At 70.1% G+C, this 22,768-nt stretch carries 19 protein-coding genes; 11 read left to right on the forward strand and 8 right to left on the reverse strand.

Features of this window, described 5'->3' with window-relative positions; translation table 11 throughout:
- Positions 1-10: 10 nt before the first annotated feature.
- Genes HS104_26690 through glpK form a run of 3 tightly spaced genes read right to left on the reverse strand, consistent with a single transcriptional unit; the run spans position 11 to position 3,003 of the window.
- Positions 11-703: a hypothetical protein gene (locus HS104_26690; protein ID MBE7483553.1), complete on the reverse strand. Its 693-nt coding sequence runs from the start codon at positions 701-703 to the stop codon at positions 11-13.
- Positions 700-1,467 carry a hypothetical protein gene (locus HS104_26695; GenBank protein MBE7483554.1) on the reverse strand — a complete coding sequence of 256 codons (768 nt, stop codon included), beginning with the start codon at positions 1,465-1,467 and terminating at the stop codon, positions 700-702. The genes HS104_26690 and HS104_26695 overlap by 4 nt, the downstream gene beginning before the upstream one ends.
- A gap of 45 nt (positions 1,468-1,512) precedes the next feature.
- A complete protein-coding gene (gene glpK / locus HS104_26700; GenBank protein ID MBE7483555.1) occupies positions 1,513-3,003 on the reverse strand; it encodes a glycerol kinase GlpK in 1,491 nt (496 codons plus the stop codon).
- 121 nt (positions 3,004-3,124) lie between these two features.
- Between glpK and HS104_26705 the strand changes: the two genes are divergently transcribed.
- The 3 genes from HS104_26705 to HS104_26715 all read left to right on the forward strand — a co-directional run bounded on the left by HS104_26705 (position 3,125) and on the right by HS104_26715 (position 6,594).
- Positions 3,125-5,029, forward strand: coding sequence for an FHA domain-containing protein (locus HS104_26705; protein MBE7483556.1), 1,905 nt, complete (start codon positions 3,125-3,127; stop codon positions 5,027-5,029).
- Positions 5,026-5,547: a TlpA family protein disulfide reductase gene (locus HS104_26710; GenBank protein MBE7483557.1), complete on the forward strand. Its 522-nt coding sequence runs from the start codon at positions 5,026-5,028 to the stop codon at positions 5,545-5,547. The genes HS104_26705 and HS104_26710 overlap by 4 nt, the downstream gene beginning before the upstream one ends.
- Positions 5,548-5,643: 96 nt before the next feature.
- On the forward strand, positions 5,644-6,594 hold the full coding sequence (locus HS104_26715; protein ID MBE7483558.1) for an acetyl-CoA carboxylase carboxyltransferase subunit alpha: 951 nt from the start codon (positions 5,644-5,646) through the stop codon (positions 6,592-6,594).
- On the opposite strand, the gene HS104_26720 is transcribed toward HS104_26715, so the two are convergent.
- Both HS104_26720 and HS104_26725 read right to left on the reverse strand, forming a co-directional pair.
- The gene (locus HS104_26720; GenBank protein ID MBE7483559.1) at positions 6,558-8,495 is read right to left on the reverse strand and encodes a protein kinase; all 1,938 of its coding nucleotides are present in this window, start codon (positions 8,493-8,495) and stop codon (positions 6,558-6,560) included. The two genes, HS104_26715 and HS104_26720, sit on opposite strands and share 37 nt — an antisense overlap.
- 91 nt (positions 8,496-8,586) lie before the next feature.
- Positions 8,587-10,410 (reverse strand): hypothetical protein, encoded by a 1,824-nt coding sequence (locus HS104_26725; protein MBE7483560.1) that lies wholly within the window; start codon positions 10,408-10,410, stop codon positions 8,587-8,589.
- A 229-nt stretch (positions 10,411-10,639) separates the two neighbouring features.
- Here HS104_26725 and HS104_26730 point away from each other — a divergent pair, with 229 nt between their 5' ends.
- Positions 10,640-11,410: a hypothetical protein gene (locus tag HS104_26730; GenBank protein ID MBE7483561.1), complete on the forward strand. Its 771-nt coding sequence runs from the start codon at positions 10,640-10,642 to the stop codon at positions 11,408-11,410.
- Between the two features lie 82 nt (positions 11,411-11,492).
- Entirely contained in the window at positions 11,493-13,646 is a 2,154-nt protein-coding gene (locus HS104_26735; GenBank protein ID MBE7483562.1) for a hypothetical protein, read from the forward strand.
- Positions 13,647-13,649: 3 nt separating this feature from the next.
- On the opposite strand, the gene HS104_26740 is transcribed toward HS104_26735, so the two are convergent.
- From HS104_26740 to HS104_26750, 3 genes are all read right to left on the reverse strand, one after another.
- The gene (locus HS104_26740; protein ID MBE7483563.1) at positions 13,650-14,042 is read right to left on the reverse strand and encodes a DUF302 domain-containing protein; all 393 of its coding nucleotides are present in this window, start codon (positions 14,040-14,042) and stop codon (positions 13,650-13,652) included.
- A 111-nt stretch (positions 14,043-14,153) separates the two neighbouring features.
- Positions 14,154-16,274: a beta-propeller domain-containing protein gene (locus tag HS104_26745; GenBank protein ID MBE7483564.1), complete on the reverse strand. Its 2,121-nt coding sequence runs from the start codon at positions 16,272-16,274 to the stop codon at positions 14,154-14,156.
- Between the two features lie 117 nt (positions 16,275-16,391).
- Positions 16,392-17,012 carry a hypothetical protein gene (locus HS104_26750; GenBank protein ID MBE7483565.1) on the reverse strand — a complete coding sequence of 207 codons (621 nt, stop codon included), beginning with the start codon at positions 17,010-17,012 and terminating at the stop codon, positions 16,392-16,394.
- Between the two features lie 115 nt (positions 17,013-17,127).
- Here HS104_26750 and HS104_26755 point away from each other — a divergent pair, with 115 nt between their 5' ends.
- The 6 genes from HS104_26755 to HS104_26780 all read left to right on the forward strand — a co-directional run bounded on the left by HS104_26755 (position 17,128) and on the right by HS104_26780 (position 22,738).
- The gene (locus tag HS104_26755; GenBank protein ID MBE7483566.1) at positions 17,128-17,694 is read left to right on the forward strand and encodes a hypothetical protein; all 567 of its coding nucleotides are present in this window, start codon (positions 17,128-17,130) and stop codon (positions 17,692-17,694) included.
- 194 nt (positions 17,695-17,888) lie between these two features.
- Complete coding sequence (gap, locus tag HS104_26760; GenBank protein MBE7483567.1) at positions 17,889-18,911, forward strand: type I glyceraldehyde-3-phosphate dehydrogenase; 1,023 nt, start codon at positions 17,889-17,891, stop codon at positions 18,909-18,911.
- A gap of 36 nt (positions 18,912-18,947) precedes the next feature.
- Positions 18,948-20,150: a phosphoglycerate kinase gene (locus HS104_26765; GenBank protein ID MBE7483568.1), complete on the forward strand. Its 1,203-nt coding sequence runs from the start codon at positions 18,948-18,950 to the stop codon at positions 20,148-20,150.
- Between the two features lie 13 nt (positions 20,151-20,163).
- Positions 20,164-20,925 carry a triose-phosphate isomerase gene (locus tag HS104_26770; protein ID MBE7483569.1) on the forward strand — a complete coding sequence of 254 codons (762 nt, stop codon included), beginning with the start codon at positions 20,164-20,166 and terminating at the stop codon, positions 20,923-20,925.
- A gap of 3 nt (positions 20,926-20,928) precedes the next feature.
- Positions 20,929-21,264, forward strand: coding sequence for a preprotein translocase subunit SecG (gene secG, locus HS104_26775; GenBank protein ID MBE7483570.1), 336 nt, complete (start codon positions 20,929-20,931; stop codon positions 21,262-21,264).
- Between the two features lie 22 nt (positions 21,265-21,286).
- On the forward strand, positions 21,287-22,738 hold the full coding sequence (locus HS104_26780) for a hypothetical protein (protein MBE7483571.1): 1,452 nt from the start codon (positions 21,287-21,289) through the stop codon (positions 22,736-22,738).
- The last annotated feature ends 30 nt before the right edge of the window (positions 22,739-22,768 follow it).

Consider the following 22,768-nt stretch of genomic DNA (forward strand, 5'->3'; position numbering starts at 1 on the left):
ACGCCGCCCCTCATGGCGGCGGCAGAATCGTCAAGGTCACGCGCGAGCGCGCGTTCTGGAAGAAGGAGGTCAGCGCCAGGGTCAAGCGCTTGCCGACGTACCAGCGGCGGAGCGGCACCTCCACCTCCTCGAAGGGCCGATCGCGGAAGGGCGTCTGCACCGAGCGATGGATGTTTCGGAGCTCGGCCTCGCTCGGGGCCAGCATGGGCGCCACCATGCGATCGAGGTACAAGCTCGAGCGCGCCTGCCGGCGCAGGATGCTGGTGAGCTCGCGGCTGTCGATGCCCTCGGCCCGCACCGCCTGCTCGATGGCGATGGGACCGCCGGCGCGTTCGTACAGCATGCGGCGCGCCGACTCGGTCTGGCGAGAGAGGTCCTGCTCGCTGGGCTCGGGGTCGATGCGCAAGCTGGACAGGAGCGTCTCCGCCACGTGGCGCTCGAGCGCGGCCCGAACGTGCCGCTCCCGGTAGGGTCGAACGTCGCGGGTGGTCGCGCGGTCCGGATCCGCCAGGGCCTCGATGCGCGCCTCGAACGCGAGCGTGCGCTCGAAGATGAAGCGCGGAGAGCGCGCACCGCCGGTCTCCGGCGCGCTGAACCGCACCACCGCGCGATCGAGCGCCACGCGTTCGGCGCCCGCCACCCGCGGCGCGAGCGTGAGCCCGAGAACCACGCAGGCCGCCACGAACGCGCGGAGCGAGCTCATCGGGCCAGCGGGTGAGGAGCCGAGGAGGGGTTCGGGTCTTCGTCGTCCGGCGCGTCGTCGGATCCGCCCTCGGAGTCTGCGCCGGCCTCGCCCTCGGCTCGCTCGTCCCGGCGATGCGAGTAGGTGCGGGCCGCACGCCGGGCTTTGACGAACTCGGCGAAGGCCAACACCTTGTCCAGGTCGCGTACGCCCAGGTTCTCGGTGATCTCTTTGACCTGACGGCGCAGCGCCTCGGCGCTGCGCCCCCGCCGGCCGCTGAGCTGATCCTGGGAGATCGGCGCCGTCTCCTGAGCTGGCTCGGGAGAAGCGGGGAAGACCGCGCGCGCGATGGGGTTCAGCGCATGAGCCGCGAGCCAGGCCTCCATGAACACCCGCAGGCGCTCGCTGCGGAAAGCGAACCAGCGCTCCCGCTCGGGTCCGTGGGACATGAGCACGTCCTTGAAGCGACGAAACGCGCCCTTGCCGTCGATGGCGTGGGTGAGCCGGTCACGCAGCTCGCCTTCGTCCACCATCGGGATGAACCGCTCCATCCAGCGGTACTGCTCGCGCGAGCTGACCGGCTCGATGCGCAGGTAGGTGGCGTCCGAGGCGATGCGCGCGTGCATCTCCGGATCCGCGATCCCGTCCACGACGCGCAGCACTTCGCCGGTCCCCAAGTGCAGGTAGCTGTGTACCTCCGGAGCGTTGTTCTCGAAGGCGTCTTCGAGCGCCTCCCAGTCCACGGGTACGTCGCGCGCCGGTCCTGTGTTGTCCACGTTCGACATGCTTCCTCTGCTAGAGATCCGCTCCGCGTTCCGCTGCTTCCGTCATCAGCTGCCGCTCCGACTGCGACGCACCGCGTCGCGCCAGCCGGCGAGACGCTCCGAGCGCTCGGCCTCGGCCATGGAAGGATGGAACGTCCGCTCCACCGCGATCATTTGGCTGGCCTCGCCGCCGGTCCGGAACAGGCCGGCGCCGACACCGGCGAGCATGGCCGCTCCACGCGCCGTGGACTCGAGCTCGCTCGGGCGCTCGACGACCAGCTGGCCCACGTCGCTCTGAAACTGCATGAGCAGGTCGTTGGCGGCGGCGCCGCCGTCCACCCGCATGCGACCGAGCGGCTTGCCCAGGTCGTCGGCCATGGCGCCGAGCAAGTCGTTCACCGAGAAGGCGATGCCCTCCAGCGTGGCCCGCGCGAGGTGAGCCGCCGTGGTCCCGCGGGTCAGGCCCGAGATCAGCCCGCGTGCCCCGGGATCCCAGTACGGCGCGCCGAGCCCTGCCAGCGCGGGCACGAACGTGACGCCGTCGCTCGAGGCGACCGATCGAGCCAAGTTCTCCACTTCGTGTGCAGACTTTATGAGGCCGAGGCCGTCCCGCAGCCACTGCACGGCGGCACCGGCGATGAAAGAGCTGCCTTCCAGGGCATAGACCACCTCGTCGCCGATCTGCCAGCCCACCGTGGAGAGCAGGCCGAATCGGCTCGGAAGGGGCTTGCTGCCGGCGTTGACCAGCACGAAGGCGCCGGTGCCGTAGGTGCACTTGGCGTCGCCCACCGCGAAGCACGCTTGGCCGAACAGCGCGGCCTGCTGATCGCCCGCCATGCCCGCGATGGGGATCCCGTCCGGTAGGCCCGGCACCGCGCGGGTGCGGGCGACCTCGCCGGCCGACGGCACGATCTTGGGCAGCACCGACGCGGGGACTCGCAGCAGATCGCACATCCCGGCGTTCCACTCGCGCTCGGCCAGGTCCATCAGCAGCGTACGCGACGCGTTCGTCACGTCGATGACGTGGGGCGCACCGCCTCCGAGCCGGGACACCAGGAAGCTGTCGATGGTGCCGAAGGCGAGCTCCCCCCGGTCGGCGCGGGCGCGGGCACCGTCCACGTTGTCGAGCAGCCACTCGAGCTTGGTCCCGGAGAAGTACGGGTCCAGGACCAACCCGGTCACCTCTCGGACGCGCGCCTCGTGACCGAGCCCCTTCAGCGCGGCGCAGCGCTCCGCCGTGCGCCGGTCCTGCCACACGATGGCGCGATGGACGGCCCGCCCGCTCGCACGCTCCCAGAGCACGACCGTCTCGCGCTGGTTGGTGATGCCGATGGCTCCGATCTGCTCGCCTCGGACTGCGGCGGCCGCCAAGGCCTCTCGCACCGAGTCTACGACGCTCTGCCAGATCTCCTCGGCGTCGTGCTCCACCCAGCCGGGTTGGGGAAAGTGCTGGGTGAATTCCCGGTTGGCGCGGCCCAGCGTGCGGCCGTGGGTGTCCATCACGAGCGCAGTCGAGCCGGTCGTCCCTTGATCGATGGCAAGGATGTGCAAAGTCACGGCCCCTCAGACTATCAGGCTGAAGCCCGCGGGGAAGAGCGCTCGAGCCCGGAGCAAATCGCGGGAAACTTTGCGCTCCCTTGTCGTCGCGGGATGAGGACGGTAGCCTTCCCCGTCGAGTATGCCGCGCTTGCTTCTTGCCACGCCGGAAGGCCAACAGGTGGTCGAGCTGCGCGCGTTCAACTCGCTCGGACGCCACCCCAGCAACACCATCCAACTCCTCGACAAGATCGTTTCGAAGGAGCACTGCATCGTGGAGCGGCGAGGCGCCGAGTACGTGCTGCGCGATCTGGGCAGCCTGAACGGCACCTACATCAACGGGGAGCGCGTGGCCGTCGGCGGCGAGCAGATGCTGCGCCACGGCGACGACATCGCGCTCGGCAGCACGCGCGCCCGCTTCGACGACGGCTCCGGCAAGCCCCTGGCGCCGCCGGTCTGGTCGCCGGCGCCGGCACCAGGCGCGCCCGGCGCGCCGATGACGGCAGCCGCACCACCGGCTTGGCAGCCGGCCGCGCCGGTGGCCGCGCCGAGCGCCCCGCCGGTCTCGCACCAGCGACCGGTACCGATGAGCGCCATCCCCGCGACCACGCCGGCCGGGCCCGGCATGTTGCCGCAGATCCCGCTGTCCGTTCCGGGACCGCAGAGCGTCACCTCCCCCGTTCAGTACCAACCCTACGACCGGACGCCGACGCTGGACGACCCGGAGAGCGTGCCGCTGCCACCCCTGAACGCGACGCGCGTCGACATGAACGACCAGTCGCGCGCCATCGGCACGCAGATCGCCGCGACGCAGAAGGGCTTCTTGCCCTACGACCAGCTCGCGTCGAATACTCCCCAGCTCCAGGCGGACTACGAGCGCCTGCGTCTCTCGCACGAGCTCTCGCGCGAGATCGCGATGGAGCGCGACCTGCGGGTCCTGCTCAACAAGATCCTGCTCACGATCTTCAAGTTCGTGCGCGCCGATCGCGGGGTGATCTTCCTCAGGGACGCCAGCGGAGAGCTGCGGCCGGGCGCCAGCCTCCGGCGCGACGGCACCGACTCCCCGATCAGCGTCTCCTCCACGATCATGAACCACGTGATCAAGGAGCGGGCGACCGTGCTCACCCACGACGCCGCGATGGATTTCGCGGCTTCCAAGGGCAAGAGCATGATCCTGAACCGGATCAGCTCGGCCATCGTCGCGCCGCTGTTGCACAACGACGAGATCCTCGGGGTGCTGTGGCTGGACAGCGAGACACTGGCTCAGTTCCAGCCCAAGGACATGGAGATCGTGACGGCCATCGCCGCGCAGGCCGCGATGTTCATCGAGATCAACATCCTGGGTAAGAAGATCGAGCAGGAGATCGTCAACCGCGAGCGCTTCAGCCGCCTGCTCTCGCCGAACATCGCCCAGCGCGTGCTCTCCGGGGAGCTCGAGGTCACCAAGGGCGGCCAGCTCGTGCAGGAGTGCACGGTGTTCAACTCCGACATCCGCGGCTTCACGCGCATGAGCGAGGGTGCCGAGCCACAGGTCATCGTCGACATGCTGAACGAGTACTTCGAGCAGATGGTCGAGGTCTTGTTCAAGTACGAGGGTACGCTCGACAAGTTCATGGGCGACGGCATCATGGCGCTGTGGGGCGCGCCGGTGGCCCACCCGGACGACGCGACGCGCTCGGTGGCGTGTGCCATCGAGCAGATGGAAGTCCTCGGGCGCTTCAACCGCGAGCGCGTCGCCGACAACCAGCCGCCGCTCGGCATCGGCATCGGCATCCACACGGGGCCGCTGGTCGCGGGCTACATCGGCAGCTCGCGCGCCCTCTCGTACACGGTTATCGGCGACGTGGCGAACACCAGCGCGCGCCTATGCGGCATCGCCGCCGCGGGCCAGATCCTGGTGAGCGAGCAGACGCTGGCGCGCCTCGCCGAGCGCTACGAGTACGAGGAGCTGCCGCCCGCGCAGCTCAAGGGCAAAGGCAAGCCGTTCCGCGTGTTCAACGTGCTGGGGCGCGCGCCGGCGGTCCAGGTGCCGGCATCGGTGGGATGAGGCTTCCGCGTTCCCACCTGCTCGCCTGGGGGCTCTCCATGGCTGCGGTAGGGCTCTTCGGCTGCGGCGGGCAGGCTGCCAGCATGCCGGCCTCGGCCCCGAGCCCGCTCTCCGGCAAGCCGCTGCCGAGCTTCAAGCGCACCACGCTGAGCGGCGAGTCCCTGGACACCAAGACCCTGGTCGGGCGCGTGGTCGTGGCGAAGTTCTTCGCCGACTACTGCGCGCCCTGCAAGAAGACGCTTCCCGCCGCCCAGGAGCTGGCCCGCGAGCACCCGGACGTGACGTTCATCGGCGTCTCGGAGGACGAGCGCGCCTCCACGGCCGCCGAGCTGGTGCGGCGCTATTCCCTGACCTTTCCGGTCGTCCACGACTCCGGGCAGGTGCTCTCCGGCCGCTTCCGCATCAGCGAGATGCCGGCCACCTTCGTCGCCGGGCGCGACGGCGTGGTGCGCTGGGTCGGCGGCGAGAACCAGGGCGAAGACGCGCTCCGAGACGCCATCGAGCTGGTCAAGAAGTGAGGCCGCTGATGCGCCGCGTCGGCGCTGGTCAGACCTGTCGTCGCGACAACCCCTTGGCACGCGGGCCTCGGGTCTGCGACTCTCCGCGCCGCTGCCATGGCCCACGTGCTCGCGTTCGAGAAACCGGTCGTCGAGCTGGTCTCGCGAGTGCGCGAGCTGCGCGAGCTGGCCAGCTCCGACGCGCGGCTGGCTCCCGAGCTCAAGCGGCTGGAGGAGAAGGCCGCCCGGCTCGCCCGCGAGATGTTCTCGCAGCTCGAGCCGATGCAGAAGGTGCAGCTGTCGCGGCACCCGAGCCGACCCTACACGCTGGACTACTTCGCGCGCTTGTTCGACGACTTCGTCGAGCTCTCGGGTGATCGACGCTTCGCGGAGGACGCCTCCATCGTCGGAGGCCTGGCCCGCTACCACGATCGCAGCGTGGTCGTGCTGGGGCACCAGAAGGGCCGCACGACCAAGGAGAACATGGTCAGGAACTTCGGGATGCCCAATCCCGAGGGTTACCGCAAGGCGACTCGGCTCTACGAGCTCGCCGATCGCTTCCGCCTGCCGGTCCTCGCCTTCATCGACACGCCCGGGGCGTTCCCCGGCATCGAAGGCGAAGAACGTGGTCAGGCGGAGGCCATCGCACACGCCATCGAGGTCATGGCGCGCATCGGCGTGCCGGTCGTCACCACCATCATCGGCGAAGGCGGCTCCGGGGGCGCGCTGGCCCTCGGCATCGGCAACCGCGTGTTGATCCTGGAGTTCAGCTACTACTCCGTGATCTCGCCGGAGGGCTGCGCCGCGATCTTGTGGAAGGACGGCTCGCTGGCCCCGAAGGCCGCCGAGCGCCTCAAGATCACCGCGCCCGACCTGCTCGAGCTCGGTTGCGTGGACGCCATCGTGGACGAGCCACCCGGCGGCGCACACCAGGACCACGACGACGCGGCTCGCCGGCTGGACCGGGCGCTGTGGGAGGCGCTGGTGTCGCTGGACGGGCTCTCTCCAGACGAGCTGGCCGCCGACCGCTATCAGCGCTTCCGCCGGCTCGGCTCGTTCGTGGCCTGAGGCTCGGCGAGCGAGACGCGGCGCGCCGCCGACGCGAGCACGCGTGCCGCCGCCGGCGGCAATAGGTGCCGCAGCCTCCAGACCTGGAGCAGGGCCGCGTCCTGGGTCGTGGCCAGGCGCCGGACCCCGAAGCTGACCAGCGCAGCGCACAAGACGACCACGGCCGTGCTGGTGATCCAGAGCACTACGAACGTGGCCGTCGGGGGGAACCTGACCGCGTTCGGCAGCACGTGAACCACGTCGTGCTCGAAGGAGTACGATTGCGGCAGAACGCCCGCGAGCTGGAGCAGCGGCGGGACCGCCACTGCGGCCACGCTGCACGCCACGGCGAGCCGGCGCAGCGCCCGATCGGCGCGCATGGAGAAGACGAAGGCGGTGGCCGCCAGGATGGTCACCGCCGGCACCACGACGAAGGGACCGGCGAAGGCGCCCAAGGTCGCGATGGCCACGAAGGTCACCACCACCACCAGGGCGCGCAGCGCGCGCTGGTGCCGCCCGGTCAGCGCGACCTTCGCGTTGTAGCCGACGAGCACCGCGATGCAGGCGCTGATCACCGCGAACGGCATCCAGTCCCGGACTCCCATCGCGGTGGAGAGCGCCACGAGCCCGATCCAGACCACGGCGAGCGCCACGACGACGCGCGCCGTCTCGTGCGCCTGCGCCTGCGCGGCCTTCTCCAGCTCCTCGCGCGCGCCAGTGGGCAAGGTCTCGGGCTCGGCCAGCACGACGTCCATCACCGCTTCGAGCGCGGGCTTGCACTCGGGGTCCAGCGACAGGGCGCGCCCGAGCTCCGCCAGGGCCTCCGAGCGCGCCCGGTCGCGCTCGCCCGGGAGCTCGGACGCAGCAGCGAGCGCCGCCATGGCACGGGTCACCAGGCGAGCCGCTTCGCCGCGCCGGCGCTCGAAGTCTCGAGCGCCCTCCAGGTACCCTTCGAGCGCGGCGTGCAGCGCGTCGGCGCCGCGGGTACGCTGCTCGGGATCGACCGCGGTGGCGGCCGCGCAGGCGTCGATGAGCTCGGGCTCGAGCTCCGGGCGCGCCTCCAAGCGGCTGCGCACCTCGGGATCTTCGTCCACCTCCGCCAGGGCCAGGGCCGCGTCGCCGCCCTTGCGGAGCGCCTCGAGCGTGAGGCACTCGAACAGTATGGCGCCCAGGGCGAACACGTCGGCGCGCTCGTCCACGGCCTCCGCGCGTCCCTTCTGCTCCGGCGCCATGTACTCCGGCGTCCCGAGCACCGAGCCGTCGTGGGTCAGGCGCTCCCCGGACTCCGCGCGCGAGAGCTCATCGCCGTCCGGGACCTCGTCCGCTTCTCCTCTCACTTTGGCGATGCCCCAGTCCAGGACGTACACCTCGCCGAAGTCGCCCAGCATGATGTTGGCCGGCTTCAGATCGCGGTGCACCACGCCGTGCGCGTGGGCGTAGTGGAGCACCTGACAGACTTGGCTCAGCGCCACCACCAGTCGCCGCGACGAGAAGCGCTCCGTCATCTCCGGATCTCCGTCGCAGAGACGGTCCAGCACCTCCGCGAGAGTGAGCCCGCTGACCCGGCGCATGGTGAAGTAAGCATCGCCGGTCGGCGAGATCCCGATGTCGAAGACCGGCACGATGCCGGGGTGCTGCAGCGCGCCCTGCACGCGCGCCTCGCGCAGGAAGCGCTGGCGAACGCGCCGCGAGTGCCGGTGATCGGAGCGGATCGCCTTGGACACGACCCGGCGGTCCAGCCACAGATCGTGCAGGTGTGTCAGCACGCCCATGCCGCCGGTGCTGGCCTCACCGGAAGCCCGATAGCGCGCCAGGAAGTCACCGGTCAGCGCGTCGAAGAGCCCCGGCTCGGGAGGCCGGACGCTGCCACTCGAAGGGACCGCAGGAAGCGTCTCTGCTTCGCGCCTGGACCGAGCGCTCAAGCGCGCCTCGGCGCCGTCGGAGGTAGGAGCATGCCAATCGTCAGGTTAGCCGGGGCCTGACACCACGGCCAGCCGCGCCGCTCGCGAAATGTCAGCGCGCTGCGGCGTCTTTCAGCATCGCCTCCGGGACTTTCAACTCTGCAACGACGCGCGTCCGAGGGGGCGCGCCCGACTTCGACACGCGCACCGCGAAAACCGCGCGATCTTTGCCTTGATTCGGCAGGCGGGCCAGGCGCCGCCGCTCCCAGTCCCAGTGCTCGGCCATACTGACGAAGCGCAGCAGGCCGCCGACACCAGCGAGCGAGACGTACCCACCCAGACGCACATCCGCATCTTCCTCTGCCGAGGCTCCCGCGCTGCTCTGCGCCACGGCGCGCATGCGCGCGATCATCTCGCGCTCTTGGAGCCCGAAGCCGATGAAGCTCCGCTCACCCAAAGGCATCAGCACCACGACGATGGCGTCGTTCGGCGCGGGCTCGGGCGGAACGCCGCGCCCCTTCATGCAGTCGTCGAAGAACTTCCCCGGCAACGGCAGCTCGTAGACCACGCTGCCGGCGGGCAGCGTTCGCGGCGCCGGTTTCTTGCGGATCTTGCCGAGGCCGCGGCACAGGCGCGGCAGGGTCCGGTAGGCGAAGGCGTGCAAGGGCCCGGTGTTGTAGGCCCGCATGCCCTGATCGAGCTTCGGCAAGAACGCCTTGGCGGGCTCGTCGAATCCGATCAGGTGCCAGCCGTAGGTCGAGCGGGTCTTCTCCCACAGCGCGCGGCCGCTCTGGCGCCCGTAGCCCACGTCCCGATCGTAGGCGTCCCCGTGCGCGTACAGGTGGGGCACGCGCTGGATGAAGGTCGCTGCGACCAGGTCGAGCGTCGCCCGCGGTACGCTCGGTCCGAGCTCCGCCGCGAGCCAGCCGGAGAACGCGGCGCGCGCCTCGTCGCTGCGCGTCGGATCGGCGCCGGAGAAGAAGAACGCCGCGTCGGTGCTCGGAGGCAGGCGCGCGAAGAGCTGGCTCACCCCTGCGGTCTTCGGCGGCATCGAGCCAACGGTGCGCGCGAACCACGAGCGCTCCCCGTCGAGGTCCGCGCTGAGCTCGAGCGCGAGCCCGCCGCTCTGCTCCGCCGCCGAGAAGCGCAGCTGCTTCACGTCGCCGAGCAGGTCCAGGCCGTCTCGGCCGAGCACCGAGAGGGCTTGGTCCGTCCAGCGAGTCGGCCCAGCGGAAGCGGGCGCGACGAACCTGAGCAGCGCGGCGAGCTTGTCACGGTGCTCCCGAGCGAAGCGCTGGGGCCAGGCCTCGACCACCAGCGGCTCCGGTCCGAGGGTGCGCGTGGGCAAGCCACGAGCCGCCCATGGTCCGAGCGCATCCAGCGTCGCGCGGCGCTCGGCGCAGACCAGCCGCGCAGGCGCCGGACCGAGCGCGACCGAGAGCAAGCAAACGCGGGAGCCGGCGCCCAGCGCCACCACCCCCGGGCCCTTGCGCTCGAGGGACAGCTCGCCCTGGCCTTCGCGCTCGCGCAGGAGGGCGAGCGCCCCCTCGAACGAAACCAGCGGCAGCGACCAGACCAGATCCGGGCCGCCCAGGAGCAACGCTTCCGGCGAGTCCAGCGCGACGGCGAGCTCCAGCGGAGCGCTCGTGACCAGCTCGTTCAGCGACGACGGCAGCTCCGGGGCCAGCGCGTCGAGCGGCGCGTTCGCCAGGTCGCGCAGCGAGCCTCTCAGGGGCAGCCGCCCCAGCGCGTCGCGATCGAGGCGCGCCACCAGGAGCAAGGACTTCGGCTCGGGAACCGGCGACAAGTCCGGCGGCGGCTCCGGCGGAGCGGCAGCGACCGGAGCGGGCGCCCGGGGAGCGCGTGCGGCCGGCGGAGCGCTCGGACCCGCGCAGGCCGTCACAAGAACCAGCACAGCGAGCGCTCGCCACGTCACGGGCGCAAGCTAACACGCTCGCGGAGCCGCGAGGGAACGTGACGAGATCCACCGATGCCCTCGGGGCGTTGGCTCTGGCTCGTGCTCTTCGCCGCGGAGCTCTCGGCGATCGACCTGGTGCTCCGGGGGCCGCGGCCCGTCGTCGTCGCAAGTCTGGCCAGCGTGCTCTTCCACCGGCTACGGCCTCACGCTCGCGCTCGAGCCGCTAGCGGTCGAGCAGCGCGCGCTCTTGGCAGATCCCATCCAGGTCGCAGGCATCGTGCCGGCAGGAACGGGATTTCACGTCGATCGCTTCTCGAGGCGCGTCCACGCCGAAGAACCCTTTTCCCTCGGCATGACCCCGGCTGGCTTCTCGCGCATCTCGGACGACGGCTCCCAGACGACGCTGTGGCCGGGCCAATCGAGCGCGGTGATCTCCCGACCGATCGTCGCGAGGGCCGGGGACGCGGGGTTCGCGGTGGCCTTCCGCCGCGGCGACGCCGACTCCGGCGTGATCCGCATGGGCTGGCTCGACCAGCGCGGGGAGCGACGGAGCGAGCTCGGCATGCTGTCGGTCGCGTCCGGCATGCTCGACGCCCCGGCGCTGGCTGCGCGAGCGGGCGGCGTCCTCCTCGCCTACGCCGTGCGGCAACCCAACGACGCGCCCTGGGGCATCGAGCTGTCGCCGGCGAAGACGGGCGAGCTGCCAGCGGCTACCCTCCGGTTCGGCGGCGGCGATCCCGAAATGGATCAGCAGTGCCCCGCCCTCGCGGCGCTCCCGCTCGACCGTTGGTTCCTGGCCTGGCTCGAGGGTGACCGCGCGAGCGGTCGCCGCATTCGAGGCAGGATCTTGGGCGCGAACCTCGCTCCCGTCGGAGCGCCGTTGGAGCTCGCGAGCACGCCGAACCATGTCGGAAGTCTGGCGGTTCACGCCGAAGGCTCCGAGCTGGTGGTGCTGTTCACCGAGCGCGCCCGACGGCAGAGCGAGGTCCTGCGCGCGGTCCGCGCAACCTGTCACTGATGTGCGCGGACGCCCCACAGCGCCCCACCAAACTGAACCTGCCCCTTCGTCAGCTGCGAAATCCTTGCGGTAAGCTTCGGGCATGCGCTTGGGATTTGGCGGAATCGTGGTGGGCGCCGGCCTCGTCGGCTCGGTGGCTTGGGGCTGCGCGGCGGGCGGTGACAGCAGCGTGGGCGGCACCGCCGCAGCTGGTGGCAGCGGCGCCACCGACGGCGGTGGTGCTGGAGGAAGCGGCGGCAGCACGAGCGGCGGCGGAGGCTCCGGTGGCACCAGCGCAACGGGCGGCGCAGCCGGCTCGGCCGGCGCGGCAGGCGCAGCGGGCAGCGGCGGCAGCGGTGGCTGCACCGGCGACAGCGAGTGCGCGGCTCCGACACCGGTGTGCGACACGGCGACGAGCACCTGCGTGGAGTGCACACCGGCCAAGGATCAGTGTCCGACCGGCCAGTACTGCACGACCAACAACGGCTGCGCCGCGGGCTGCACCGACGGTACGGACTGCAGCGGCACCACCACCAAGTGCGACACCGCGACCAACAAGTGCGTCGAGTGCTTGGGCGACACGGACTGCAGCGCGGGGCAGATCTGCGTGCAGAACGCCTGCGCGCAGGGCTGCTCGACCGCGCAGCCGTGCGTCAACACCGCGGAGACTTGCTGCGGCGCCAGCTGTCACGATCTTCAGACCGATCTGAACAACTGCGGAACCTGCGGCACGGCTTGTCCCACGCCGCTGAATGCCGCCGCCACCTGCACGGCGGGCGCCTGTGGCATGGGCGCTTGCGCCGTCGGCTTCCTGGACTGCAACAAGAGCGCGACCGACGGCTGCGAGATCAACTCCGCGATCGTCACCAACTGCACCTGCACCCCCGGCGCCACGCAAGCCTGCTACACCGGGCCGGCGGGCACGCAGGGCAAGGGACTCTGCAAGGCCGGCACGCAGACCTGCGATGCCAGCGGCCTGCTCTGGGGACCCTGCTTGAACCAGGTGGTCCCCTCGGCGGAGATCTGCGCCAACAACATCGACGAGGACTGCAGCGGCGTCGCCGACGACGTCCCGGACACCGACGGCGACGGCTGGACGAAGTGCAACGGCGACTGCTGCGAGACCCCTTCGGAGTGCAGCGATCCGAAGCTGGTGAACCCGGGCGCCTTCGAGCTCGGCGGCAACGGCGTGGACGACGACTGCGACGGCACCAGCGACAACCCGTTGACGGGCTGCGACGGCCCTCTGGCCAGCAACTCGGGGACGGGCCTCGACTACGCCAAGGCCATCGACCTGTGCCAGACCACCACCGAGAACCCACCGCTGGCCCAGAAGAAGTGGGGCGTCATCAGCGCGACCTTCTCGCTGGCGAACGGTGCCGGCACCCCGAACGCCAACGCGCGCTCGATCCGCACCGGCTTCGGCAGCAACGTCGCGCCCAAGCTCGGGACGAAGCTGGCGGTGCTCTCCACGGGGCGGGCCGCGGCACAGGCGGCGCCCAACAACACGAACCCGGCGTGGGCGGCGTTCCAGGGCGGCCAGAACAACGGCACCACCAGCCCCGTGCCGACCGACTGGCTCAGCGCCAACGGCAACAACTTCCCCAACGCGCCCGGATGCCCGGACCCGCAAGGCGGCACGACGGCGAACGACCCCATCATGCTGAAGATCCGGGTGCGCGTGCCGACCAACGCCAAGTCGTTCACGCTGAACAGCTACTTCTACTCGAGCGAGTACCCGGAGTGGGTGTGCAGCGCGTTCAACGACTTCTTCCTGACGCTGCTCGACTCGACCTTCGTCCCCGGGCCCGGCGAGACAGCGAACCCCTCGGACAAGAACCTGGCCTTCGTCGATCCCGGTACTCCCGGCCCGCCCTACTACCCGCTGGGCGTGAACCTGGCTTTCGGGAACACCGGGCTCTTCCGGGCCTGCAAGAACGGCCAGACGGGCTGCGGCTCGGGCTCGGTGCTGAGCAGCACCACCGCCTGCACCGGCACGGCCGAGCTGGTGGGCACCGGGATGGACATCCTGAACCCGCCCTCGCAGTTCCCCGCCGATCCCGGCTACTGCGGCACCAACAACCAGGCCGGCGGCGGCACCGGCTGGCTCAACGTGGCCGGCAACGTGAAGCCCGGCGAGACCGTCGAACTGCGCTTCGTGATCTGGGACACTGGCGACCCCTGGTACGACTCGGTGGTCTTGCTCGACAACTTCGTGTGGAAGGTCACGGCGTCCAAGCCCGGGACCACGGGCTGACTCCTACAGGGCTTCCAGCACTCGCTCGAGCTTGGCCGCCACCTCGTCGGCGAGCTCCGCGACGCCGGGCTTCGAGATCAGCTCGAACTGCCTGCGGGGGTTCACCGCCTGCACGACGGTCTTCCCGTCCTGCTGATAGACGTCCACGTTGCAGGGCAAGAACACGCCGACGGCAGGCTCGACCTGGAGCGCGCGGTTGGCCAGCCCCGGGTTGCACGCGCCCAGGATCACGTAGGGCTCCCGGTCCACGTTCAGCTTCGCCTTCAGCGTCGCGGCGACGTCGATGGTCGTGAGCACTCCGAAGCCCTCCTTGGCGAGCTGCTCCTTCACGCGCTCGAGGGCCTGCTCCTGGCTCAAATGGGGGACTTCGCGGGTCAGGGTGTAGTCGGGGTGCATGGCAGGTCTCCGGTCGTGAGAGCCGGCCCTACCGCAAAACGGTTCGCGCGCAAAAGACAGCAGGCGCGCCGCCCTTCGAAGGCGACGCGCCCGCGCGCTGGGAGGCTCTCCTCAGCTGCCGATGGGGATGGCCACCAGATCCGTGGACAGGGCGTTCAGGTCGTTCACCTTGATCAGGTCGTCGGACACGCTGAACACGAAGTTGTCCATGATCACGCTGCGCTTCACCTTGCTCGAGGCCTGCGTCCACCAGTTGCTGCAGCCGCTGGAGTCGTAGCCGCCGCTGGTCGGGTCGGTGGGGTGCGCGACCTTGCCCTTGACCTTGAAGCCGCCGGCGGTCGTGACGTCGTAGACCATCAGCCCGCTGAAGGTCATGTTCAGGCCGTAGCTGCCGCCGCCGGAGGCGTCCTCGCAGACCGTGATGGGGAACGCGAGCAGGTTCATCGGCGCGAAGTAGTTGAACGCCAGGTGGTTGGTCAGCGCCTCGGAGCTCGAGCCGCGGGTGCCGATCACTTCTTTGTGGGTCAGCGCCGGGTGCTGGGGGTCGCTGACGTCGAAGATCTGGAGCATCACGCCCTGGAACCAGGCGAAGCTGCCCTGGTCGTCGGCGTCGTAGCCGATGGTCAGGAGGTGGGTGTCGTCCATCATGTGCATGTAGGTGGAGAACCCTGGAATCTTCAGCTCGCCGAGCGTGCGCGGCGCCTTGGGATCCGCGAGGTCGAACACGAACAGCGGATCCGTCTTCTTGAAGGTCACCACGAAGCCCTTGTCTTCGGCGAAGCGCACCGAGCGGATGTCCTCGGTGGGCGCGATGTGATCCACGCGACCGGTCTCGATCAGCGCGTCGCGCTCCTGCTTCAGCACGGTGATGGTGCTGTGGACGTTCGGATCGGGCGTGTGGCCGCTGGTGGTAGCGATGCGCAGGTGCCCCTGGTACTCGTCCATCGCGAACTGGTTCAGCACGGTGCCCTTGACCAGGCCGCTGCCGGCGTAGCTGGAGCTCGACGGGGAGTGCGCGAGGGCGAACTTGTGCACGGTAGTGGCGCTCTTCTCTCCTTCCATGCCGGAGTACCAGCCGTCACTCATACCGGCGTTCTGGCGCACGGCGATGTAGAGCGCGTCAGCGGAGGCGTAGACCGCGCCAGGGCGCGAGACGATGGTGCTCGACCCGAGCGTGCCCTGCTCGGCGATGTCGAGAGAGAGCAGCGTGATGAAGCCGTTGCCGTCGCCGAGCGGCGACTTGTAGAAGCCGTCGCAGGCCGCCAGGAGGTTCGCGTCAGCTTTGCCCGAGCCGTCCAGGTGTTTGTCGGTCACCGACGGCAGCCAGTCGCTGATGGGCGCGGTGCGGATGATCTCGGTGTTCTTGGCGCGCAGCACCTCGAACTGGACCCGCGCCAGGAGGCTCGAGGTCCCGTCGCACCAGCCGAGATTCTCCGGACTGTAGCTGACGCCCTCGAAGTTGGAGCGGGCGTCGTGAACGACGGTGTGAATCGACGTCCCGATGCGGCGAGCGTTGATGAACGATCCCGAGAGATCGAGCTGGCGCAGGAGCTTGGGCGCGGTGCGATCCGTGATGTCGTACACGCTGATGCGGGTCGCTTGCCCATCGCCGGTGAAGTCGCAGTCGTAGCCGTAGGTGCACTCGCCGCTGCCGTAGCCGTAGTAGCCAGGCCCGGAGCCGCTCTTCGGCATCGACGAGTAGACCAGCGCGCGGTTCTTCTCGACGAACAGCTTCTTCGGCGTGCCTTCGAGCTTCACGGCTGCGATCTCGTGAGCCTCGGCGGCGGCCCAGGCGTCGATGATGCGCAGCGAGCCGCCGGCGACCACGTACAGGTACTCGTTGTCGTTCTTGATGAAGTCGGCCTCGTCCACCCCGGCCACCTGGTTGTTGGTCCCCGAGGCTTGCTTGGCGCCGCCGTTCGAGCCGCTTGGAGCCGAGGCGCCGCCGCCCGAGCCCCCCGAGCCCGCCATGGCGTCCTCCGCGCCGTACCAGTTGCAGCCGTCGCCGATGCCGTGCTCGAGGTAGCTCTCGAGCGCCGCGTCGAGCTGGCGGTTCATTTCGGCAAGCGCCGCTTCGCGCAGCGCGACCTCCACGTCCCCGCAGGTCGGCAGAGCGACCAGCGCCGCGCTCCTGTCGTCACTCGGCTTCTGCACCGTCTCCGGCGCGCCGCCACAGGCCAGCGCCCCAATACCCAAGACCGCGATCCCGAAACGACTGATTCGCTTGCGCATGTCGCGGGCCAATGCATCTGTCGTGCCCGAACGCGGAAGGCAGTTTCCGGCGTAAATCTGCCGAGGACGCTTGTGTCAGGCTGTGCCACGCGCGGCGCGGCGGGTACGCGGACCTGATCAGCTCGGCAGGGCCAGGACGGCGTAGCGAACGCGCGTCGGGAGCTGCCCGAGCAGCGACACCACCTGGCCGGAGGTCAGGCGGGAGGACAAGTCCCCGGGCATGATGCTCACGAACGCGAAGACCTCGTGGGCCTCGCGGCGGGTCTCGGCGTCGCTCACCGAAAAGTCGATGCGGTGGCGCCCGGGTCCGGAGGGGTGGCTGCCGTAGAGGCCCTGCTCGTCACAGCCGACCATCACCACGTTGTGGATGTCGGGAGCGAGCTGGCCCATGTCGATCTCGTGGGCCTCCGGTACCAGGAACCCCGGCACGCTGGCGCTCCCGGCGCGCAGCTCCACTCGACGCGCGTTGGGCGGGGCCGGCACGACGTCGCCCCAAACGAACGCCACCTGGCCCGAGACGCCAATTTCGCGGGCGCGCTCGGCGAGCGCTTGGCCGAGCTCGGTAGCCGGAGCGCGGGCGTCGAGGCTGATGGGGTAGGTGCGCGGAGGAGGCGGAGTTGGCCGGGAGCTGCGCGAGAGGCGCGGGCTCGAGGCCGGCTGGGGCTCTTCCTTCTGGGCGGAGGCGCAGCCCATCACGACGATGACCGCCCCCAGAATCACGACGTCGACCCGGCTCATCCGCTCCTCCTAGAGGGCCGAAACGGCCGAGCACCCTGGGTTGTTCCAGCGGAGCCACAGGAAAACTGGGCAGGGAGGATTGACTTCCCGAGGCAGGCCGACTGCTTTACCCGCGATGCAAGGTTATCCCCCCGGCGGTTACGGCGGTCCCCCTGGTCCCCCTCCTGGTCCTCCCGGCGGCTACGGGCCGCCTCCCGGCGGCTTCGGTCCGCCACCCGGACCGCCCGCCGGCTTCGGTCCCCCCGGCGGCGGGTTCGCTCCCGGAGGTCCGCCTGGCGGCATGCCGGGCAAGGCCGAGGGCATGGTCGGCGCTCCGGCGATCGGCCTGATCGTCACCGCGATCATCGGCATCCTGTACCAGCTGGTCAGCGTGGTGATGAACCTGCTCGGCACCGGCATCGGCGCGTTCGCGGCGGCGAGCGGCGACAGCGGCGGCATGGGCAGCCTGTTCGGCGGTGTGCTGGGCCTGGTGTTCAACGTGGTCTGGCTGCTGATGGGCGGCCTGGTCATCTTCGGCGCGCTCAAGATGAAGAAGCTCGAGAGCTACGGGCTCTCGATGGCCGCGGCGGTGATCGCCGCGCTGCCCTGCACCTCGCCCTGCTGCTTCCTGGGCCTGCCTCTCGGCATCTGGGCCATCGTCGTGCTCATGAACCAGGACGTGAAGTCCGCGTTCAAGGGCTGACGGGCGCCAAACCCGTTACATGCCGGGCCTTTGAGCAGGCTTTTCGGCGGCCGGGACCCGTCCTTGACCGGCCCCGGCCGCGTCGCTAGGTTCCGGGCCCCGCGAGCGCCGAAACAGCGCTGCGGCAGCATCGAAACAGCCGCCCGGAATGCCGGGCGAGGGCCGCGGCGGCGCCGCGGGCGAGGAGACGTGGCATGGCAACCAAGATCGCGATCAACGGGTTCGGCCGCATCGGCCGCTGTGTTCTGCGGGCGCTCGTCGAGCAGAAGGTCGGCGACGTCGAAGTCGTCGCGATCAACGACCTGGTCGACACCAAGACCTTGGCTCACCTGCTGAAGTACGACTCGATCCACCGCACCTTCACCGCCGCCGCGGTCGGGCACAAGGACACCGGCATCTCGGTCGGGGGCAAGGACATCGCCGTCACCGCCATCAAGGACCCGAAGGAGCTGCCGTGGAAGAGCCACGGCGTCGACATCGTACTCGAGTGCACCGGTCTCTTCACCGACAAGGCGAAGGCCATGGGTCACATCGAGGCCGGCGCCAAGAAGGTGATGATCAGCGCGCCGGCCAAGAATCACGACCTGACCATCGTGATGGGCGTGAACCACGAGCAATACGACCCGGCGAAACACCAGGTCGTATCGAACGGCTCCTGCACCACCAACTGCCTGGCCCCAGTCGCCAAGGTGATGCTCGACAGCTTCGGCGTCGTGAACGCGTTCATGACGACGATTCACAGCTACACCAACGACCAGAACCTGCTCGACCTCCCGCACCGGAAGGGTGACCTGCGCCGCGCTCGCGCGGCGGCCGTCAGCATGGTCCCCACCAGCACGGGCGCAGCCAAGGCCATCGCCGAGGTGATCCCGGCGCTCAAGGGCAAGTGCCACGGTACGGCGATTCGCGTGCCCACGCCGAACGTGTCCCTGGTCGATCTCACGGTCATCACCGAGAAGGCCGTCAGCGTCGAGGCCATCAACGGCGCGATGAAGACCGCCGCCGAGAACGGCCCGCTGAAGGGCATCCTCGAGTACGTGGAGTCGGAGCTGGTCTCCAGCGATTTCATCGGCAACCCGCACTCGAGCTCCTTCGACTCGACCCAGACGCTGACCATGGGCGAGAACTTCGCCAAGGTCTTCTCCTGGTACGACAACGAGTGGGGCTTCTCCTGCCGCATGATCGACCTGATGCGCCTGATGGCGAAGAAGGGCTGAGCTCTCGAGCTCGAACCGAGGAGAACCGCCATGGGCATGCTGGACGGCATTCGCTGCATCGACGAGCTCGAGCTCGCCGGCCAGAAGGTCTTCATCCGCGTGGACTTCAACGTCCCGCTCGACAAGAAGTCCGGGAAGATCACCGACGACGAACGCATCCGCGCCGCGCTGCCCAGCGTCAAGCACGCCATGGACGCCGGCGCGAAGGTGATCCTCGCCAGCCACCTCGGGCGGCCCAAGGGCAAGCCCACGCCGGAGTACGGCATGGAGCCGGTGGGCGCTCGCTTGGCGGAGCTCACCGGCTACGAGGTGTTCGTCCCCGACGACTGCGTCGGCGAGGCAGCCAAGAAGGTGGTGCAGGATCTCCGCGACGGTCAGCTCGTGCTGCTCGAGAACCTGCGCTTCCACGCCGAGGAAGAGAAGAACGACGAGGCCTTCGCCAAGGATCTGGCGACGCTCTGCACCATGTACGTGAACGACGCCTTCGGCGCCGCGCACCGCGCGCACGCCTCGGTGGAGGCGCTGCCGCGCCTGATGCAGACCCGGGCCATGGGCTTCTTGATGAAGAACGAGGTCTCGAACTTGTCGAAGGTGCTCGAGGCGCCGGACAAACCGTTCGTGGCGGTGCTCGGCGGCGCCAAGGTCACCGACAAGATCGGCGTCATCGAGTCCTTGCTCGGCAAGTGCACGGCCATCTGCATCGGCGGCGCCATGGCCAACACGCTGCTCGCGGCCAAGGGCCACGACATGAAGGCGAGCCTGGTCGAGAAGGACTTCCTGGCCGCGGCGCGCACGCTGCTGGAGAAGGCCCGGGACAAAGGCATCGAAATCGTGCTGCCGAGCGACGTGGTGGTCGGCGCCGCCACGGACGCGAGCTCGGGAACGACGGTGGGCGTCGGCTCCGTGCCCGACGGCACGCTCGCCCTCGACATCGGCCCGGCCACGCTGGACGCCTTCAAGAAGCACGTGCTCGGCGCCAAGACCGTGTTCTGGAACGGGCCCATGGGGCTGTTCGAGAACCCGGCCTTCGCGGCCGGCACGAAGGGCATGGCTCGCGCGCTGGCGGAGGCGCCCGGCTTCACCGTGGTCGGCGGCGGCGACAGCGCCGCAGCCCTGCGCCAGGCCGGCGACGGGCTCGAGCAGAAGATCAGCTTCGTCTCCACCGGCGGCGGTGCCGCGCTCGAGCTGCTCGAGGGCCAGAAGCTACCGGGCGTCGAAGCGCTGCGCTCGAGGAGCTGACCCGAAGGCGAAAATGAACCGCACACCGATCATCGCTGGCAACTGGAAGATGTACAAAGGCGGCAGCGCCGGGCCCGAGCTCGCGCGCGCCATCGTCACCGCGTGCGGCGATCTGGCCGGAGTCAGCTTGGTGCTCGCCCCGCCCTTCACCGTGCTGGCGGAGGTCGTGCGCGCCGTCTCGGGCAGCCGCGTGGAGGTCGCCGGGCAGAACCTGTACCCGAAGCCGGAGGGTGCCTTCACCGGCGAGGTGAGCGCACCGATGCTGCTCGATGCTGGCTGCAAGTGGGTCATCATCGGGCACAGCGAGCGCAGGCAGTTCTTCGGCGAGACGGACGAAGGCGTACGCGAGAAGACCGCCGCCGCCATGGCCGCTGGTCTTCGGCCCATCGTCTGCATCGGCGAGACGCTGGCGGAGCGTGACGCGGGCAAGACGCTGGACGTGGTCCACCGTCAGCTCGACGCTTTCTCGAGCGTGCTCGCCGAGCGGCCCGGATTCGGCACCATCGCCTACGAGCCGGTCTGGGCCATCGGGACCGGGAAGGTCGCCGGCCCGGAGCAAGCGCAGGAGGTGCACCACGCGCTGCGCCAGCGCCTGACCCAGAAGGACGCGACCCTCGGTCGCAGCACTCACATTCTGTACGGTGGGAGCGTGAAGCCCGACAATGCCTCGGGGCTGCTCTCCTGCCCGGACGTCGACGGCGCGCTCGTCGGCGGGGCCTCGCTCGATGCGGGCTCGTTCGCGAAAATCGTAGAGGCGTGCCCGTCGAGAGTCTGAGCCATGGCCGAAATTCTGAAGACCCCAATCACCGTCGTGCACATCCTCGCGTGCATCTTCCTCATGATCGTCGTGCTCCTGCAGCCAGGAAAGAGCGGCGGCATGGGCGCCTTCACCGGCGCGGCGGCGCAGCAGGTGTTCGGTGGCCGCGGAGCCGGCAACATCCTGACGAAGATCAGCTGGGTCACCGCCAGCATCTTCTTCGTGACCAGCCTCACGCTGGCCTACCTCTCGACGTCGTCGGACGACTCGCTGGCGAAGCGCAGCGCGCCCCAAGAGAAGAAGGGCCCGCCGACCACCCAGGTGGAGACGCCCCCGGCGCCGGCGAGCTCGAAGTGAACTAGACCCGACTCGAGCAGTCTTGGCACGATCAGATCGCCGATCGTCGTTTCGAGACGCCGCCGTCGTCGTCGCCGCCAAGGCCCTGGTCTCGTCGCTGGTCTTGGCCGGCGGCTTTCGCGCGCTCTCGGACGACGACTACGCGCGCGTCGTCATCGCACAACGCTTCGCGGAGAGCCCGAGCCTCGACCCCAGCGGCACGAGCTGGCTCCCCTTCCCGTTCTGGCTGAACGGCAGCGCCATGCTGCTCCTCGGGCCGAGCGTCGAGACCGCGCAGGTGCTGGCCTTCGCGCTCGGTCTCGGGTCGGCGCTCGCGGTCTGGGTCGCGCTCCGCTGGCTCGGCGCCGGCCGCCCGGGCGCGCTGCTCGGCGCGCTCGTCGCCAGCGTGTTCCCGTACTCCGCCTGGTTGGGGGTGGCCGCCGTCCCGGAGCTGCCCAGCGCCGCGCTCTGCCTGCTCGGCATGGCGAGCCTCGCTCGGGGCGGCAGAGCGCGGCTGGCTGGTGCCGTCGCGCTCTCGGCGGCTTGCCTCTGTCGCTACGAGGCCTGGCCCGTCGCCGCAGTGTTCGCGCTCTTCTGCCTGCGCGACGCCTGGCGCGACCGGACCGCTGCCCGCCTCGGTCCGGCGCTCCTCGGGCTCGCGGGCCCGGTCGCCTGGCTCGTGAACGGCGCCTTCCGACATGGCAGCGCCCTGTTCTTCGTCAAGCGCGTGAGCGAGTACCGCCGCGCCGTCGGCGCCGGGAGCTCGGACGTTTGGCAAGCGCTCCTAGGGTTTCCGTCGATGCTGGCGCGCTGCGAGCCGGAGCTGTTCGCCTTCGCGCTCGTCGCAGTCGCGGCCGCGCTCGTGCTCGGCGTGCGCTCGGTGCTCGTGCGCCACGCGCGCGTGCTCCTCGCGCTCGCCGCGGTGCTCGCCTTTCTCGTGGTCGGAGATCTCCGCGACGGCGCGCCGACGCACCACGGCGAGCGTGCCCTGCTGGCGCTGTGGCTCGGCCTCGCGGCGCTCGGCGGTGACGCGCTCGCGGAGGCTTGGTGGCGCGCCCGGGGGCCCGCTCGGGCGGCGCTGGTCGCGCTGCCCGGGCTGATCACGGCGCCGATGGCCGGCGTCGTGCGGCCTTGGTACGGCCAGCGTGACGCCTTCATCGACCGCAGCGCGGAGCTCGCCATGGGACGGGTCGCCGCCCGAGCCGCGGCGCCCTCCGGGCGACTGCTGATCGACAGCGAGGACTTCGGCTTCTACGCGGTGATGGCGGGCTTCGCCGCTCCGTCGCGCTCGGAGCCGGTGGACGACCGCGACCCACGCAAGCCCCGACTGGACATCTCTTCCAGCCCGGCAGCGCTCCGAGCCCGGCTCGAGGAGAGTCGAGCCGACTGGCTGGTGGTCGGAGCAGAGCGCCGAGCGCTGGCGGAGCGGCTCGGTGTTCTCGAGCGCGACGGGGGGCAGCTCCTGCTCGTGCGTCTGACCCGAACCGATCGCTGATTCGGGTCTTGGCCGGCTCGAGCGCGCGTG

It is taken from the genome of Polyangiaceae bacterium (assembly GCA_015075635.1).
Lineage (GTDB): Bacteria > Myxococcota_A > Polyangia > Polyangiales > Polyangiaceae > JADJKB01.

What these genes read in the sequence shown, in the direction of transcription:
- gap (MBE7483567.1), top strand. Translation starts at nt 17,889, where the DNA reads ATGGCAACCAAGATCGCGATCAACGGGTTCGGCCGCATCGGCCGCTGT.
- secG (MBE7483570.1), top strand. Translation starts at nt 20,929, where the DNA reads ATGGCCGAAATTCTGAAGACCCCAATCACCGTCGTGCACATCCTCGCG.
- HS104_26735 (MBE7483562.1), top strand. Translation starts at nt 11,493, where the DNA reads ATGCGCTTGGGATTTGGCGGAATCGTGGTGGGCGCCGGCCTCGTCGGC.
- HS104_26705 (MBE7483556.1), top strand. Translation starts at nt 3,125, where the DNA reads ATGCCGCGCTTGCTTCTTGCCACGCCGGAAGGCCAACAGGTGGTCGAG.
- HS104_26755 (MBE7483566.1), top strand. Translation starts at nt 17,128, where the DNA reads ATGCAAGGTTATCCCCCCGGCGGTTACGGCGGTCCCCCTGGTCCCCCT.
- HS104_26740 (MBE7483563.1), bottom strand. Translation starts at nt 14,042, where the DNA reads ATGCACCCCGACTACACCCTGACCCGCGAAGTCCCCCATTTGAGCCAG.
- HS104_26690 (MBE7483553.1), bottom strand. Translation starts at nt 703, where the DNA reads ATGAGCTCGCTCCGCGCGTTCGTGGCGGCCTGCGTGGTTCTCGGGCTC.
- HS104_26770 (MBE7483569.1), top strand. Translation starts at nt 20,164, where the DNA reads ATGAACCGCACACCGATCATCGCTGGCAACTGGAAGATGTACAAAGGC.
- HS104_26750 (MBE7483565.1), bottom strand. Translation starts at nt 17,012, where the DNA reads ATGAGCCGGGTCGACGTCGTGATTCTGGGGGCGGTCATCGTCGTGATG.
- HS104_26715 (MBE7483558.1), top strand. Translation starts at nt 5,644, where the DNA reads ATGGCCCACGTGCTCGCGTTCGAGAAACCGGTCGTCGAGCTGGTCTCG.
- HS104_26695 (MBE7483554.1), bottom strand. Translation starts at nt 1,467, where the DNA reads ATGTCGAACGTGGACAACACAGGACCGGCGCGCGACGTACCCGTGGAC.
- HS104_26745 (MBE7483564.1), bottom strand. Translation starts at nt 16,274, where the DNA reads ATGCGCAAGCGAATCAGTCGTTTCGGGATCGCGGTCTTGGGTATTGGG.
- HS104_26710 (MBE7483557.1), top strand. Translation starts at nt 5,026, where the DNA reads ATGAGGCTTCCGCGTTCCCACCTGCTCGCCTGGGGGCTCTCCATGGCT.
- HS104_26765 (MBE7483568.1), top strand. Translation starts at nt 18,948, where the DNA reads ATGCTGGACGGCATTCGCTGCATCGACGAGCTCGAGCTCGCCGGCCAG.